The 14,160-nt window shown below is 68.8% G+C and carries 11 protein-coding genes; 9 read left to right on the top strand and 2 right to left on the bottom strand.

Features of this window, described 5'->3' with window-relative positions; genetic code table 11:
* Positions 1-143: 143 nt before the first annotated feature.
* Together trpD and ACWIDW_RS03820 are read left to right on the top strand one after the other, a co-directional pair.
* Positions 144-1,208 carry an anthranilate phosphoribosyltransferase gene (gene trpD, locus ACWIDW_RS03825; protein WP_454123067.1) on the top strand — a complete coding sequence of 355 codons (1,065 nt, stop codon included), beginning with the start codon at positions 144-146 and terminating at the stop codon, positions 1,206-1,208.
* A 16-nt stretch (positions 1,209-1,224) separates the two neighbouring features.
* Entirely contained in the window at positions 1,225-2,214 is a 990-nt protein-coding gene (locus tag ACWIDW_RS03820) for a PHP domain-containing protein (RefSeq protein ID WP_454123065.1), read from the top strand.
* 29 nt (positions 2,215-2,243) lie between these two features.
* On the opposite strand, the gene ACWIDW_RS03815 is transcribed toward ACWIDW_RS03820, so the two are convergent.
* Positions 2,244-3,176 carry a 5'-3' exonuclease gene (locus ACWIDW_RS03815; protein WP_454123064.1) on the bottom strand — a complete coding sequence of 311 codons (933 nt, stop codon included), beginning with the start codon at positions 3,174-3,176 and terminating at the stop codon, positions 2,244-2,246.
* Positions 3,177-3,362: 186 nt separating this feature from the next.
* Between ACWIDW_RS03815 and rpsA the strand changes: the two genes are divergently transcribed.
* From rpsA to uvrB, 3 genes are all read left to right on the top strand, one after another.
* A complete protein-coding gene (rpsA, locus tag ACWIDW_RS03810; protein WP_454123062.1) occupies positions 3,363-4,817 on the top strand; it encodes a 30S ribosomal protein S1 in 1,455 nt (484 codons plus the stop codon).
* Positions 4,818-4,907: 90 nt separating this feature from the next.
* Entirely contained in the window at positions 4,908-5,510 is a 603-nt protein-coding gene (gene coaE, locus ACWIDW_RS03805; protein ID WP_454123061.1) for a dephospho-CoA kinase, read from the top strand.
* 56 nt (positions 5,511-5,566) lie between these two features.
* Complete coding sequence (gene uvrB / locus ACWIDW_RS03800) at positions 5,567-7,636, top strand: excinuclease ABC subunit UvrB (RefSeq protein WP_454123059.1); 2,070 nt, start codon at positions 5,567-5,569, stop codon at positions 7,634-7,636.
* Positions 7,637-7,663: 27 nt separating this feature from the next.
* Here uvrB and ACWIDW_RS03795 read toward each other — a convergent pair whose 3' ends face one another.
* Positions 7,664-7,906: a hypothetical protein gene (locus ACWIDW_RS03795; RefSeq protein ID WP_454123058.1), complete on the bottom strand. Its 243-nt coding sequence runs from the start codon at positions 7,904-7,906 to the stop codon at positions 7,664-7,666.
* A gap of 42 nt (positions 7,907-7,948) precedes the next feature.
* Here ACWIDW_RS03795 and ACWIDW_RS03790 point away from each other — a divergent pair, with 42 nt between their 5' ends.
* From ACWIDW_RS03790 to rapZ, 4 genes are read left to right on the top strand one after another with little or no spacing between them, the layout of a single operon-like run.
* A complete protein-coding gene (locus ACWIDW_RS03790; protein ID WP_454123057.1) occupies positions 7,949-8,434 on the top strand; it encodes a MarR family winged helix-turn-helix transcriptional regulator in 486 nt (161 codons plus the stop codon).
* A 3-nt stretch (positions 8,435-8,437) separates the two neighbouring features.
* On the top strand, positions 8,438-11,326 hold the full coding sequence (gene uvrA / locus ACWIDW_RS03785) for an excinuclease ABC subunit UvrA (protein WP_454123055.1): 2,889 nt from the start codon (positions 8,438-8,440) through the stop codon (positions 11,324-11,326).
* Entirely contained in the window at positions 11,326-13,212 is a 1,887-nt protein-coding gene (gene uvrC / locus ACWIDW_RS03780; protein WP_454123053.1) for an excinuclease ABC subunit UvrC, read from the top strand. The genes uvrA and uvrC overlap by 1 nt, the downstream gene beginning before the upstream one ends.
* Before the next feature lie 25 nt (positions 13,213-13,237).
* Positions 13,238-14,110 carry an RNase adapter RapZ gene (gene rapZ / locus ACWIDW_RS03775; RefSeq protein WP_452321214.1) on the top strand — a complete coding sequence of 291 codons (873 nt, stop codon included), beginning with the start codon at positions 13,238-13,240 and terminating at the stop codon, positions 14,108-14,110.
* Positions 14,111-14,160 lie beyond the last annotated feature (50 nt).

Below are 14,160 nucleotides of genomic sequence, written 5' to 3'. Positions count from 1 at the left end.
CGTCGTGCTGTCCGGCGACTTAGGAGAACCTAAGAAGTGCCTGCGAATGTGCCGCATTCCCGTGCTCAGCCCGGCGTGGGTGGCCCGAGAACATGCCGTCATCTCGAGACGACAGCATCCGGCGCACGATTAGGATCGCAGTCATGGCTGACACCCTCACCTGGCCCGATCTTCTCTCGACCCTCCTGGATCGCCGCGATCTGAGCGTGTGGGAGTCGACCTGGGCGATGCGACAGGTCATGCGCGGGAAGGTGACGGATGCCCAGCTCGCCGGCTTCCTCGTGGCGCTGCGCGCCAAGGGCGAGACCATCGACGAGATGGTCGGCTTCCGCGACGCCATCCTCGAGGCCGCCGTCCCGCTGCCCGTCTCCTCGGATGTGCTCGACATCGTGGGCACCGGAGGCGACCGCATCGGCACCGTGAACATCTCCACCACCGCGGCGATCATCATCGGGGCATCCGGCATCCCGGTGGTCAAGCACGGCAACCGCGCTGCGAGCTCGTCGTCGGGGTCGTCCGACGTGCTGGCCGCCCTCGGCCTCGACATCTCGCTCGACCCGGAGCGCGTGGCCGCGGCGCTCGAGCGCACCGGCATCACGTTCGTGTCGGCGGCAGCCTTCCACCCGGGATTCAAGAACGCCGGCGTCGCGCGGGCCGAGCTCGCGGTGCCGACCGTCTTCAACATGCTGGGCCCGCTCTGCAATCCGGCGCGCGCCGAGGCCAACGCGGTGGGCGTCGCGCAGCTCGACCGCGTGCCGCTGATCACCGGCGTGTTCCGCACCCGCGGCGCGACCGCGCTCGTCTTCCGCGGCGACGACGGGCTCGACGAGCTCACCACCACGGGGCACAGCCGCATCTGGGAGGTCACGCGCGGAGACATCCACCAGCACGACCTCGACCCGCGCGACCTGGGCATCCCGCTCGCCGACCTCGGCGACCTGGTGGGCGGCTCGCCCGACCACAACGCATCCGTCCTGCGGCGCACCCTCGCAGGTGAGACGGGCGCGGTTCGCGAGATCGTGCTGCTGAACGCGGCCGCCGGCATCGTTGCGTACGAGCTCTCGCACGATTCGACGCTGACGCAGGTCCCGATGGTCGAGCGGCTGCGCGATGCGTACACGCGCGCCGCCGCCGTGATCGACGACGGACGCGCCTCCGCCAAGCTCGACCAGTGGGTGCAGGTCACCAGGGAGCCGCTGCCCGCCTGAGCGGCGCGGATCGATCGTGGACGCCGCCGACGCCCTCCTCGAGATCGCCTCGCTGCTCGAACGCGAGCGCGCATCCCGCTATCGCGCCAAAGCCTTCCGGCAGGCGGCGACCGTCGTGGCCACGCTGCCGCAGGACGTGCTGAACGACCCCACGAGGCTCAGAGCGCAGAAGGGCATCGGCGACTCCACGTTCGCCGTCATCCGGCAGGCGCAGGAGGGCCGGGTGCCGGACTACCTCGTCGAGCTGCGCGGCGAGGTCGAGCCCGAGCGCCGCTCCGCGCTGCGCGCGCGGCTGAAGGGCGACCTGCACAGCCACACCGACTGGTCCGACGGGACGACGCCGATCGAGACCATGGTGGCGGCCGCACGCGCGCTCGGCCACGAATACCTGGCCATCACCGACCACTCGCCGCGGCTGAGGGTGGCGCGCGGTCTGTCTGCGGAGAGGCTGCGCGAGCAGATCCCGCTGGTGCGTGCGCAGTCCGGCGACGGTCTCACCGTGCTCGCCGGCATCGAGGTGGACATCCTCGAGGACGGAGCGCTCGATCAGACACCCGAGATGCTCGACCAGCTCGACATCGTCGTCGCATCGGTGCACTCCAAGCTGCGGATGGATGCCGGACCGATGACCGCGCGGATGCGGGCAGCTGTCGCGGATCCCCGCGTCAACGTGCTCGGACACTGCACGGGACGTCTCGTCGAAGGGTCGAGGGGCACGCGTCCGCAGTCTCAGTTCGACGCGAGAGCGGTGTTCGCCGCGTGCGCCGAGAACGGTGTCGCGGTGGAGATCAACTCGCGCCCCGAGCGCCAGGACCCGCCCGACGACCTGATCGCGCTCGCCCTCGACGAGGGGTGCCTGTTCTCGATCGACTCCGACGCGCACGCGCCAGGGCAGCTGTCGCTGCTCGATCACGGAGCCGAGCGCGCCGAGGCGGCAGGAGTGCCGGCGGAGCGCATCGTCACCACCTGGGGGATCGAACGGCTGCGCGCCTGGGCACTCGGCTGAGAGCGCGCGGCTGAGGGTGCGCCGCTGAGTCAGCCGGCGTCGCCGGCGGGTGCCAGGGCGCTCAGCGCGCGGGACATCGACGAGCCCAGGTTCCATCTCTCGGCGAGGGCGTCGGCGGCATCCCGCGCGGCGGCGTCCAGCCCGCCCAGCGCGACGCCCGGCGCGGAGACGTCGAGATCGGTCGCGACCTTCACCACGGTGGGAGCCACGTCGAGGTAGTCCGAGCCCTCGGCGAACCGCGCCGTCACGGTCGCCGTGAGATGACCGTCCGCGGCGGCGGCCCGGATGCCCGCGAGGTCGCCGTGCGCGCGCAGCAGGCTCGCCGCGGTCTTCTCACCGACGCCTTTCACACCGGGCAGGCCGTCGGAGGCGTCGCCGCGCAGGGTGGCGAAGTCCGCGTACTGAGCGGGGAGCACGCCGTACTTGGCGACGACCGTCTCGTCGGTGACGACCTCGAGGTTGCTCATGCCGCGCGCCGTGTAGATGACACGCACGTCCCGGCTGTCGTCGACGAGCTGGAACAGATCGCGGTCGCCGGTGACGATGTCGACGGGCAGGGCCGCACCGGTGGCCAGCGTGCCGATGACGTCGTCGGCTTCGTGCTCGGCCGCCCCGATGATCGGGATGCCGAGGATGCCGAGCGCCTCGCGGATCAGCGGGATCTGCTGCTGCAGGGCATCCGGAACCTCCTCGACGTCGGGAGCGTCGGTCACCTCCTCGACCACACGGTGCGCCTTGTAGCTCGGGATCAGGTCGACTCGCCACTGCGGACGCCAGTCGTCGTCCCAGCAGGCGATGAGCTGCGCCGGCTGGTAGAGCGTCACGAGCTTGGCGATGATGTCGAGCAGTCCGCGAGTCGCGTTCACCGACGTCCCGTCGGGCGCCTTCACCTTGTCGGGCACGCCGAAGAACGCCCGGAAGTACAGGCTGGCGGTGTCGAGCAGCATCAGACGTTCGGTCACCGCTCCAGCTTAGGAGCAGAGGGGGAGCGGCCGGACGGCGGATCTGATAATCTGAAGCGTCACTCGTGGCAGGCCTGTGCCTGCCCTCGTGGCATCGCATTCAACAGCCAACCGCTTCGAGGATCCACCCGGCGTGCGCGCCGGCCGTCGAAGCCCGATCATCCATTCACAAGGACAACCCACTACATGACTAGCGCAACGACCGCCCCGGCCACCAAGCAGGTCGCGATCAACGACATCGGCTCTGCTGAGGACTTCCTGGCCGCGGTCGAGAAGACCCTGAAGTTCTTCAACGACGGCGACATCATCGAGGGCACGATCGTCAAGATCGACCGCGATGAGGTTCTGCTCGACGTGGGCTACAAGACCGAGGGTGTCATCCCCTCCCGCGAGCTCTCCATCAAGCACGACGTCGACCCCAACGAGGTCGTCGCCGTCGGCGACCAGGTCGAGGCCCTCGTTCTCCAGAAGGAGGACAAGGAAGGCCGTCTGATCCTCTCCAAGAAGCGCGCCCAGTACGAGCGCGCCTGGGGCGACGTCGAGAAGATCAAGGAAGACGACGGGGTCGTCACCGGCACCGTCATCGAGGTCGTCAAGGGCGGCCTCATCGTCGACATCGGCCTGCGTGGCTTCCTGCCCGCCTCGCTCATCGAGCTGCGCCGTGTCCGCGACCTCACCCCGTACCTCGGTCAGGAGCTCGAGGCGAAGATCCTCGAACTCGACAAGAACCGCAACAACGTGGTGCTCAGCCGCCGCGCCCTGCTCGAGCAGACGCAGTCGGAGTCGCGCACCACGTTCCTGAACAACCTGCACAAGGGTCAGGTCCGCAAGGGTGTCGTCTCGTCGATCGTCAACTTCGGTGCGTTCGTCGACCTGGGCGGCGTGGACGGTCTCGTGCACGTCTCCGAGCTGTCGTGGAAGCACATCGAGCACGCCTCCGAGGTCGTCGAGGTCGGCCAGGAGGTCACCGTCGAGATCCTCGAGGTGGACCTCGACCGCGAGCGCGTCTCCCTGTCGCTGAAGGCGACGCAGGAGGACCCGTGGCAGGTCTTCGCCCGCACCCACGCGATCGGTCAGATCGCACCGGGCAAGGTCACCAAGCTCGTTCCGTTCGGTGCGTTCGTGCGCGTCGCAGACGGCATCGAGGGCCTCGTGCACATCTCCGAGCTCTCCAGCAAGCACGTCGAGCTGGCCGAGCAGGTCGTGTCGGTCGGCGAAGAGGTCTTCGTCAAGGTCATCGACATCGACCTCGAGCGTCGCCGCATCTCGCTGTCGCTGAAGCAGGCCAACGAGTCGGTCGACCCCAACGGCACCGAGTTCGACCCGGCTCTGTACGGCATGCTCGCCGAGTACGACGAGAACGGCGAGTACAAGTACCCGGAGGGCTTCGACGCCGAGACCGGCGCCTGGAAGGAAGGCTTCGACGCTCAGCGCGAGGCCTGGGAGCAGGAGTACGCCGCTGCGCAGGCCCGCTGGGAGGCGCACAAGGCTCAGGTCGTCAAGGCCGCCGAGGCCGAGGCTGCTGCGGGCGACGACTTCGGCGCTCAGACGTTCTCGACCGACTCGACCGGTGCCGGCACCCTTGCCGACGACGAGGCTCTCGCCGCGCTGCGCGAGAAGCTCTCGGGCGGCAACAGCTGATCACCGAGCACGTCAGAACGGGCCGTCACCTTCGGGTGGCGGCCCGTTCCGCATATCCGGAACCCGGCCGTCGCGTGACAGGATGGGCGGATGCCACTCATCGCGCTCACCGGAGGCATCGCCTCGGGCAAGTCGACCATCGCCGGGCGCCTCGCCGAGCACGGTGCCACCGTGATCGACGCCGACGCGATCGTGCGCGAGGTGCAGCGGCCGGGCAGCCCCGTGCTCGATGCGATCGCCGCGGCCTTCGGTGGGGAGATGATCGCCGCTGACGGGTCGCTGGATCGCGCCGCACTCGGCGCACGCGTCTTCGGCGACGACGCCGCACTGCGGCGGCTGAACGCCATCGTGCATCCCGCCGTGCGCGCACAGTCGCAGCGGCGCTTCGACGCCGCGTTCGCCGCCGATCCCGCGGCGGTGGTCGTGTACGACGTGCCGCTGCTCGTCGAGGCGCGCGTCGACGACCCGTGGGATCTCATCGTGGTCGCGGATGCCCCGGCCGACGCACGCGTGCAGCGGATGACGCAGCTGCGCGGCATGACCGAGGAGGATGCGCGGCGCCGCATCGGCGCGCAGGTCTCGGACGCCGAGCGCCGCGCGATCGCCGATGTGGTCATCGACACGTCGGGAACGCTCGAGCACACGCTCGCGCAGGTCGACGCACTGTGGAGCACACTGACCGCGTCGACGTGACCGCGGGGTGGCGTGCATCCGCCCTCGGTGTCGGTGGCTGCTCGTAGGCTGGACGGATGCAACCCACGCGCAGCGTCCGCCCCTTCGAGGTCGTCAGCGAGTACATGCCGGCGGGCGACCAGCCGCAGGCCATCGCCGAGCTCGCGGCACGCATCAACGCCGGCGAGACCGACGTCGTGCTGCTCGGAGCCACCGGAACCGGAAAGTCGGCGACCACGGCCTGGCTCATCGAACAGGTGCAGCGGCCGACCCTGGTGATGGCGCACAACAAGACCCTGGCGGCGCAGCTGGCGAACGAGTTCCGCGAGCTCATGCCGAACAACGCGATCGAGTACTTCGTCTCGTACTACGACTACTACCAGCCCGAGGCGTACGTGCCGCAGACCGACACCTTCATCGAGAAGGACTCCTCGGTCAACGCCGAGGTCGAGCGACTGCGTCACTCGACGACGAACTCGCTGCTCAGCCGACGCGACGTCGTCGTGGTCTCGACCGTGTCGTGCATCTACGGTCTCGGCGCTCCGGAGGAGTACCTGCGAGCCATGGTCGCGCTGCAGGTGGGGGAGCGCTACGACCGCGACGCGCTGATCCGCCAGTTCATCGCCATGCAGTACAACCGCAACGACGTCGACTTCTCGCGGGGCAACTTCCGGGTGCGCGGCGACACGATCGAGATCATCCCGGTCTACGAAGAGCACGCGATCCGGATCGAGCTGTTCGGCGACGAGATCGAGGCGCTGTACTCGCTGCATCCGCTGACCGGCGAGGTCATCGCCAGGCTCGACTCGGTGCCGATCTTCCCCGCCTCGCACTACGTCGCCGGGACGGACGTCGTGCAGCGCGCGATCGGCACGATCGAGCACGAGCTCGAGGAACGGCTGGCCGAATTCGAGCGTCAGGGCAAGCTGCTCGAGGCGCAGCGCCTGCGCATGCGCACGACCTTCGACATCGAGATGCTTCAGCAGCTCGGCTTCTGCTCGGGCATCGAGAACTACTCGCGGCACATGGACGGGCGGATGCCGGGCGAGCCGCCGCACACCCTGCTCGACTTCTTCCCGGACGACTTCCTGCTCGTCATCGACGAGTCGCACGTGACCGTGCCGCAGATCGGCGCCATGTACGAGGGCGACGCGTCGCGCAAGCGCACCCTCGTCGAACACGGCTTCCGGCTGCCCAGCGCGATGGACAACCGTCCGCTGCGGTGGGACGAGTTCAAGAACCGGATCGGTCAGACGGTGTACCTGTCGGCGACGCCGGGCAAGTACGAGATGGGCATCGCCGACGGCGTGGTCGAGCAGATCATCCGCCCCACCGGCCTCGTCGACCCGCAGATCATCGTGAAGCCGTCGAAGGGCCAGATCGACGACCTGCTCGAGGAGATCCGTCTGCGGGCCGAACGCGACGAGCGCGTGCTGGTCACGACGCTCACGAAGAAGATGGCGGAAGAGCTCACCGACTTCCTCGGCGAGCACGGCGTGCGGGTGCGATACCTGCACTCCGACGTCGACACGCTGCGACGCGTCGAGCTGCTCAGCGAGCTGCGCGCCGGGGTCTACGACGTGCTGGTCGGCATCAACCTGCTGCGAGAGGGGCTCGACCTTCCGGAGGTGTCGCTCGTCGCCATCCTCGACGCCGACAAGGAGGGCTTCCTGCGCTCGGGGACGTCGCTGATCCAGACGATCGGCCGTGCGGCGCGCAACGTCTCGGGCGAGGTGCACATGTACGCCGACAACATGACCGACTCGATGGCCAAGGCCATCGAGGAGACCGAACGTCGCCGGGAGAAGCAGATCGCGTACAACAAGGAGAACGGGGTCGATCCGCAGCCGCTGCGCAAGCGGATCGCGGACATCACCGAGGTGCTCGCCCGCGAGGCCGCCGACACGGCAGACATGCGATCGGCGCGCAACAAGAGCGGCAGGGGCAAGTCGCCGACGCCGAACCTGCGCCGCACGGGGATCGCCGCCGAAGGCGCGACGCAGCTCGAGGAGACGATCGCCGATCTGTCCGACCAGATGCTCGCCGCCGCCGCCGAGCTCAAGTTCGAGCTGGCCGCGCGTCTGCGCGACGAGGTGCAGGATCTGAAGAAGGAGCTGCGCGCGATGGAGCGGGCCGGGCACGCCTGATACGCCGACCCGGGCGGCCTTCGGCGATCAGGGGCAGTGCATCAGCGGCTTCGGCCCGCTGCGGTCGATCGTGTGCTGATTCATCGCCCTGCCGCACAGCGGGCAGGCACGCTGCGCTCGCTCTTCGGCACTGGGCGGCAGGGTGGGCTCGTACGGCCCCACCGATGCGGGCCCGGCGTACTTGATCAGATTGATGTTGAACCACGCATAGAGGCCGCCGGCCTCGCGGATGCGGGTGCGCAGCGGGACAGGGGCGGGGGTCTCGGCCATATCTTTAGTGTACTGAACATCTCTGCACGTAGAATCGGTGGCATGACGTCCGACGACGAGCTGCTGCGACTCGAGAACCAGCTCTGCTTCGCCATGGTCACCGCGGCGCGCAACGTGGTCGCCGTCTACCGGCCCATCCTCGAGCCGCTCGGCCTCACGCACCCGCAGTACCTCGTGATGCTCGCCCTGTGGGAGCACTCGCCACGTTCGCTCACCGACCTGGCCGCAGAACTCGCGCTCGAGCCGGCGAGCGCCTCGCCGCTGGTCAAGCGGCTCGAGAAGGACGGGCTGGTCCAGCGTGCGCGCAGCGCGGCGGACGAGCGCCGTCTCGACATCACCCTCACCGATGCCGGCCGCGCGCTGCGTGCCAGAGCCGTCGAGGTGCCGCATGCCGTCATGGCGGCCGTCGGGGCGGGCATCGAGGAAGTGGCCTCGCTCCGTGATGCGCTGAAGCCGTTCGCCGGTCGCGACGCTCGTTCGCCCTCGGCTGACGCGGAGCCCAGTGTCGGTGGTCGCTCCTACACTTGAACGGTGCCCATCGTTCCCGTCGCCTCCGCCGCAAAACTGAGTGTTCGCGGTGCCCGCGTTCACAATCTGAAGAACGTCGACATCGACATCCCCCGCGACTCGCTGGTCGTCTTCACCGGGCTCTCCGGGTCGGGCAAGTCCAGTCTCGCGTTCGACACGATCTTCGCCGAAGGACAGCGACGCTACGTCGAGTCGCTCAGCGCCTACGCCCGCCAGTTCCTCGGTCAGGTCGACCGCCCCGACGTCGACTTCATCGAGGGTCTGAGCCCGGCCGTCTCGATCGATCAGAAGTCGACCAACCGCAACCCGCGATCGACCGTGGGCACGATCACCGAGATCCACGACTACATGCGTCTGCTGTGGGCGCGCATCGGCATCCCGCACTGCCCCGAGTGCGGTGAGCGGATCCAGCGTCAGACGGTGCAGCAGATCGCCGATCAGCTCGTCGAGCTGCCCGAGCGCACGCGGTATCAGATCGTCGCGCCGGTCGTCACGCAGAAGAAGGGCGAGTTCGTCGACCTCTTCAAGGAGCTCGGCGCGAAGGGCTACTCGCGCGCGATCGTCGACGGCGAGCTGATCCAGCTCGCCGAGCCGCCGACTCTGAAGAAGAGCTACAAGCACGACATCGCCGTCGTGGTCGACCGGCTCGTGGCATCCGACGACATCCTCGGCCGCGTCACCGACTCGGTCGAGACGGCGCTGGGCCTTGCCGGCGGCATCATGCAGGTCAACTTCGTCGATGAGGAGGGCGACGCCGCCTGGCAGTCCTTCTCTGAGAAGCTCGCCTGTCCGAACGGACATCCCATCGCGCTCACCGAGATCGAGCCGCGCACGTTCTCGTTCAACGCGCCGTTCGGCGCGTGCCCGGCCTGCGCGGGCCTCGGCACGCGGATGTCGGTCGACGTCGACCTCCTGCTGGGCGACGAGGACCTCTCGATCAGCGAAGGCGTCATCCTGCCGTGGACCACGCAGGGCAAGGGTCTGTTCCAGTACTACGAGCGCCTGCTCGACGGGCTCGCCCGCGATCTCGACTTCTCGCTCGACACGCCCTGGAATCAGCTGCATTCCGACGTGCGCGAGGCGGTGCTGCGCGGCGACAACTACAAGGTCAGTGTCAAGTGGAAGAACCGCTACGGGCGCGAGATGCGCTACACGTCCGGGTTCGAGGGCGTCGTGCCGTACATCGAGCGGCAGTACCAGCAGGCCGAGTCCGACACTCAGCGCGGCCGGTGGGGCGAGTACCTGCGAGAGGTGCCGTGCCCCGTGTGCGACGGCGCGCGACTCAAGCCCGAGGTCCTCGCGGTCAAGGTGCACGGTCATTCGATCGCGGAGGTCTCGGAGCTCAGCCTGGCCGACGCCAGCACCTTCATGCACGAGCTCGAGCTCACCGAGCGCGAGGCGAAGATCGCCGCGCAGGTGCTGCGTGAGATCCGCCTGCGCCTGGAGTTCCTGCTGCAGGTGGGCCTGTCGTACCTGAACCTCGGACGTTCGGCCGGTTCCCTCTCCGGCGGCGAAGCGCAGCGCATCCGGCTCGCGACGCAGATCGGTTCCGGGCTGACGGGCGTGCTGTACGTGCTGGACGAGCCCTCGATCGGACTGCACCAGCGTGACAACCGCCGCCTCATCGAGACGCTGGTGCGTCTGCGCGACCTCGGCAACACCCTGATCGTGGTGGAGCACGACGAGGAGACGATCGAGGCTGCCGACTGGGTCGTCGACATCGGCCCGGGCGCCGGTGTGAACGGCGGCGAGGTCGTGCACTCCGGCCCGTACTCGGCGCTGCTCGCCGAGTCCGCATCGATGACCGGCGACTACCTCGCCGGTCGGCGCGAGATCGCCCTGCCCGACAAGCGCCGCAAGATCGACAGGAAGCGGATGCTGAGCGTCGTCGGCGCCAAGGCGAACAACCTCAAGAACGTCACCGCCGACTTCCCTCTGGGCGTGCTCACCGCGGTCACCGGCGTGAGCGGCTCGGGAAAGTCGTCTCTCGTCAACGACATCCTGTACCAGGTGCTCGCCGGCCGGCTCAACGGGGCCCGCACGGTGCCGGGCAAGCACACCAGGGTGACCGGGCTCGACAACCTCGACAAGGTCGTGCACGTCGACCAGGCGCCGATCGGGCGCACCCCGCGATCGAATCCCGCCACCTACACGGGCGTGTTCGACCGCATCCGCACTCTGTTCAGCGAGACGCCCGAGGCGAAGGTGCGCGGGTATCTGCCGGGCCGCTTCAGCTTCAACGTCAAGGGCGGGCGCTGCGACGCCTGTTCGGGCGACGGCACGATCAAGATCGAGATGAACTTCCTGCCCGACGTGTACGTCGACTGCGAGGTCTGCCACGGCAAGCGGTACAACCGCGACACCCTGGCCGTGCACTACAAGGGCAAGAACATCGCCGAGGTGCTCGAGATGCCCATCGCCGAGGCGGCCGAGTTCTTCGAGCCGATCCAGGCGATCCACCGGTACATGAAGACGCTCGTCGACGTCGGCCTCGGCTACGTGCGGCTGGGCCAGGCCGCGACCACGCTCTCGGGCGGCGAGGCGCAGCGCGTCAAGCTGGCCACCGAGCTGCAGCGGCGAAGCAACGGACGCAGCATCTACGTGCTCGACGAACCGACCACCGGTCTGCACTTCGAAGACGTGCGCAAGCTCCTCGAGGTGCTGAACGGCCTCGTCGACAAGGGCAACACCGTCATCGTCATCGAGCACAACCTCGACGTCATCAAGTCGTCCGACTGGGTGATCGACCTCGGCCCCGAGGGAGGATCAGGCGGCGGGCAGATCCTCGCCACGGGCACCCCCGAGCAGATCGCCGAGGTGGCGGAGAGCCACACGGGCGCCTTCCTCGCCGAGGTCCTCGGGCAGGAGCGCGACTCGCGCAAGGCCGGCTGATGGCGGACGTCCTCCCGTACAAGCCGCGCGCGGGGGAGATCCCCACCGACCCCGGTGTATACCGCTTCCGCGATGCCGACGGCCGGGTGCTGTACGTCGGCAAGGCGAAGAACCTCCGTCAGCGGCTGTCGAATTACTTCGCCCCGCTGCGCACCCTGCACGAGCGCACGCGACGGATGGTCACGACCGCGGCATCCGTCGAATGGACCGTCGTCGCGACCGACGTCGACTCGCTGCAGCTCGAGTACATGTGGATCAAGGAGTTCGATCCGCCGTTCAACGTGCGCTACCGCGACGACAAGTCGTATCCGTTCATGGCGATCACCCTCGCAGACGAAGCGCCGCGCGTGATGGTGACGCGCAACCGGCGCATCCCCGGTGCGCGGTACTTCGGCCCGTACCCGAAGGTCTGGGCCGTGCACGAGACCATCGACCTGATGGTCAAGGCGTTCCCGATCCGCACGTGCAGCGACTCCAGCTATCGACGTGCCATGCAGACGGGCCGACCGTGCTTCCCCGGCCAGATCGGCAAGTGCGGTGGCCCGTGCTCGATGAAGGTCACGATCGACGAGCACCGCGCGATGGTCGACGACTTCGTGGCCTTCATGGCGGGCGGTGACGAGCGCTTCACGCGCGATCTCACTAAGCGCATGCAGGCGGCCTCCGCCGCGATGGACTACGAGGCGGCGGCGCGCTTCCGCGACAAGCTCACCGCGATCGACGCCGTGCTCGGCAAGAGCGCCCTCGTGCTGCCGTCGGATGAGGATGCCGACCTGTTCGGCATCGCCGAGGACGAGCTGTCGGCGGCCGTGCACCACTTCGTGATCCGCGGCGGCCGCGTGCGCGGTGTGCGCTCCCTCACCGTCGACAAAGAACTCGACATCAGCCGGGGAGAGCTCGTCGACCAGATCCTGCAGCGCGTCTACGGCGACTCGTCCGACATCCCGCGTCGCGTGCTCGTGCCCACCCTGCCCGACGACGCCGCCGAGCTCGAGGAGTGGCTCCGCGCCCGCCGCGGACGCCGGGTCGAGATCGCCGTCGCTCAGCGCGGGCAGCGCGCCGATCTCATGCGCACCGCCACCCTCAACGCGCAGCAGACCCTGCTGCGGCACAAGACCCGGCGCACCAGCGACTATGTCGCTCGCACGCAGGCGCTCACCGACCTGCAGGAGGCTCTCGGCATGGCCGAGGCGCCGCTGCGCATCGAATGCTTCGACATCTCGCACCTCGGCGGCACGAACGTCGTCGCATCGATGGTGGTCTTCGAAGACGGGCTGCCGCGCAAAGATCAGTACCGCTCGTTCAACATCGCCGAGACGACCGACGACACCGACTCGATGTACCAGGTGCTCATGCGCCGACTCGCCCGGGTCGACTCCGGCCCGGAGCCGGCGGATGACGACGAGGACGAGGGAAGACGACGGCCGCGCTTCGCCTACCGGCCGCAGCTGCTGGTCGTGGACGGCGGTCAGCCTCAGGTGCAGGCGGCCGCGAGGGCACTGCGCGACAGCGGACGCACAGAGATCGCACTGTGCGGCATCGCCAAGCGGCTCGAGGAGATCTGGGTGCCCGACGATGACTTCCCGGTCATCCTTCCGCGCACCAGCGAGGCGCTGTACCTCGTGCAGCGGCTGCGTGATGAGGCGCATCGGTTCGCCATCACCCACCAGCGCAAGCGCCGCCGTCGCGACATCCAGACGGTGCTCCGCGAGATCCCCGGGCTCGGCGACGCACGCATCAAAGCGCTGCTCACCCACTTCGGGTCGGTCACGGCGCTGCGCGCGTCGACCCCCGAGCAGATCAGCGAGGTGGCGGGCATCGGGCCGGTGCTGGCATCCACCATCCACGCCCATCTCGCGGGCGGACAGGCGCCCGCGACTCGGTAGGCTTGTCTCAGCGAAGGGAGCACGGATGGCGGCCGCAGAAGAGGGCGAGTTCCTCATCGTCACCGGGATGTCGGGAGCCGGCCGCACCACAGCGGCGAACGCACTCGAGGACCTCGGCTGGTACGTGGTCGACAACCTGCCCCCGCAGATCCTGCGGCCCCTTCTCGAGCTCACCGACATGGGTGCCGGGAACCTTCCGAAGATCGCGGCTGTCGTCGACGTCCGCGGTCGCGGGCTGTTCGACGAGCTGCCCGATGTGTACCGTGTGCTGCGCCGCCGCGGTGGGGTGAAGGTGCTCTACCTCGACGCGTCCGATGACGTGCTCGTGCGTCGATTCGAGGCCGTGCGCCGCCCGCATCCGCTACAGGGCGACGGCACCCTGCTCGACGGCATCCGCACCGAGCGCGCTCGTCTGGCCACCATCCGCGAATCGGCCGATCTGCTCATCGACACGTCGACGCTGAACATCCACCAGCTGGCGATGCAGGTCACCGAGATGTTCTCGGAGGAGGGCACGGCCCGGCACCGCCTCACCATCCTCAGCTTCGGCTTCAAGTACGGTCTGCCCACCGACGTCGACCTCGTGGCCGACATGCGGTTCCTGCCGAACCCGTTCTGGAACGAGGAGCTGCGCGACTTCACCGGGCGCGACGAGCCGGTGCGCGAGTACGTGCTGGGCCTGCCCGGCTCCGAGCAGTTCCTCGACGCGTACGCCGCGGCGCTGCGCCCGGTGCTCGAGGGGTATCAGCGCGAGAACAAGAGTCACTCGACGGTCGCCATCGGCTGCACCGGCGGCAAGCACCGCTCGGTGGCGATGAGCGAGGAGCTGGCTCGCCGCCTGGCCGACGTGCCCGGCGTCGCCGTCAACGTGCGCCACCGCGACCTCGGTCGGGAGTGACTGCCGATCCGGCGGCATCCGCCCGGCGGGAGGCAGCCGCTCGGGTCGGT

The organism is Microbacterium sp. NPDC055312 (genome assembly GCF_053645675.1).
This window is presented reverse-complemented; position numbering and strand designations above follow the sequence as displayed.

Excerpts from the sequence above, each read along its gene's own strand:
- trpD (WP_454123067.1), top strand. The coding sequence starts at position 144 with ATGGCTGACACCCTCACCTGGCCCGATCTTCTCTCGACCCTCCTGGAT.
- rpsA (WP_454123062.1), top strand. The coding sequence starts at position 3,363 with ATGACTAGCGCAACGACCGCCCCGGCCACCAAGCAGGTCGCGATCAAC.
- coaE (WP_454123061.1), top strand. The coding sequence starts at position 4,908 with ATGCCACTCATCGCGCTCACCGGAGGCATCGCCTCGGGCAAGTCGACC.
- uvrB (WP_454123059.1), top strand. The coding sequence starts at position 5,567 with ATGCAACCCACGCGCAGCGTCCGCCCCTTCGAGGTCGTCAGCGAGTAC.
- ACWIDW_RS03795 (WP_454123058.1), bottom strand. The coding sequence starts at position 7,906 with ATGGCCGAGACCCCCGCCCCTGTCCCGCTGCGCACCCGCATCCGCGAG.
- ACWIDW_RS03790 (WP_454123057.1), top strand. The coding sequence starts at position 7,949 with ATGACGTCCGACGACGAGCTGCTGCGACTCGAGAACCAGCTCTGCTTC.
- uvrC (WP_454123053.1), top strand. The coding sequence starts at position 11,326 with ATGGCGGACGTCCTCCCGTACAAGCCGCGCGCGGGGGAGATCCCCACC.
- rapZ (WP_452321214.1), top strand. The coding sequence starts at position 13,238 with ATGGCGGCCGCAGAAGAGGGCGAGTTCCTCATCGTCACCGGGATGTCG.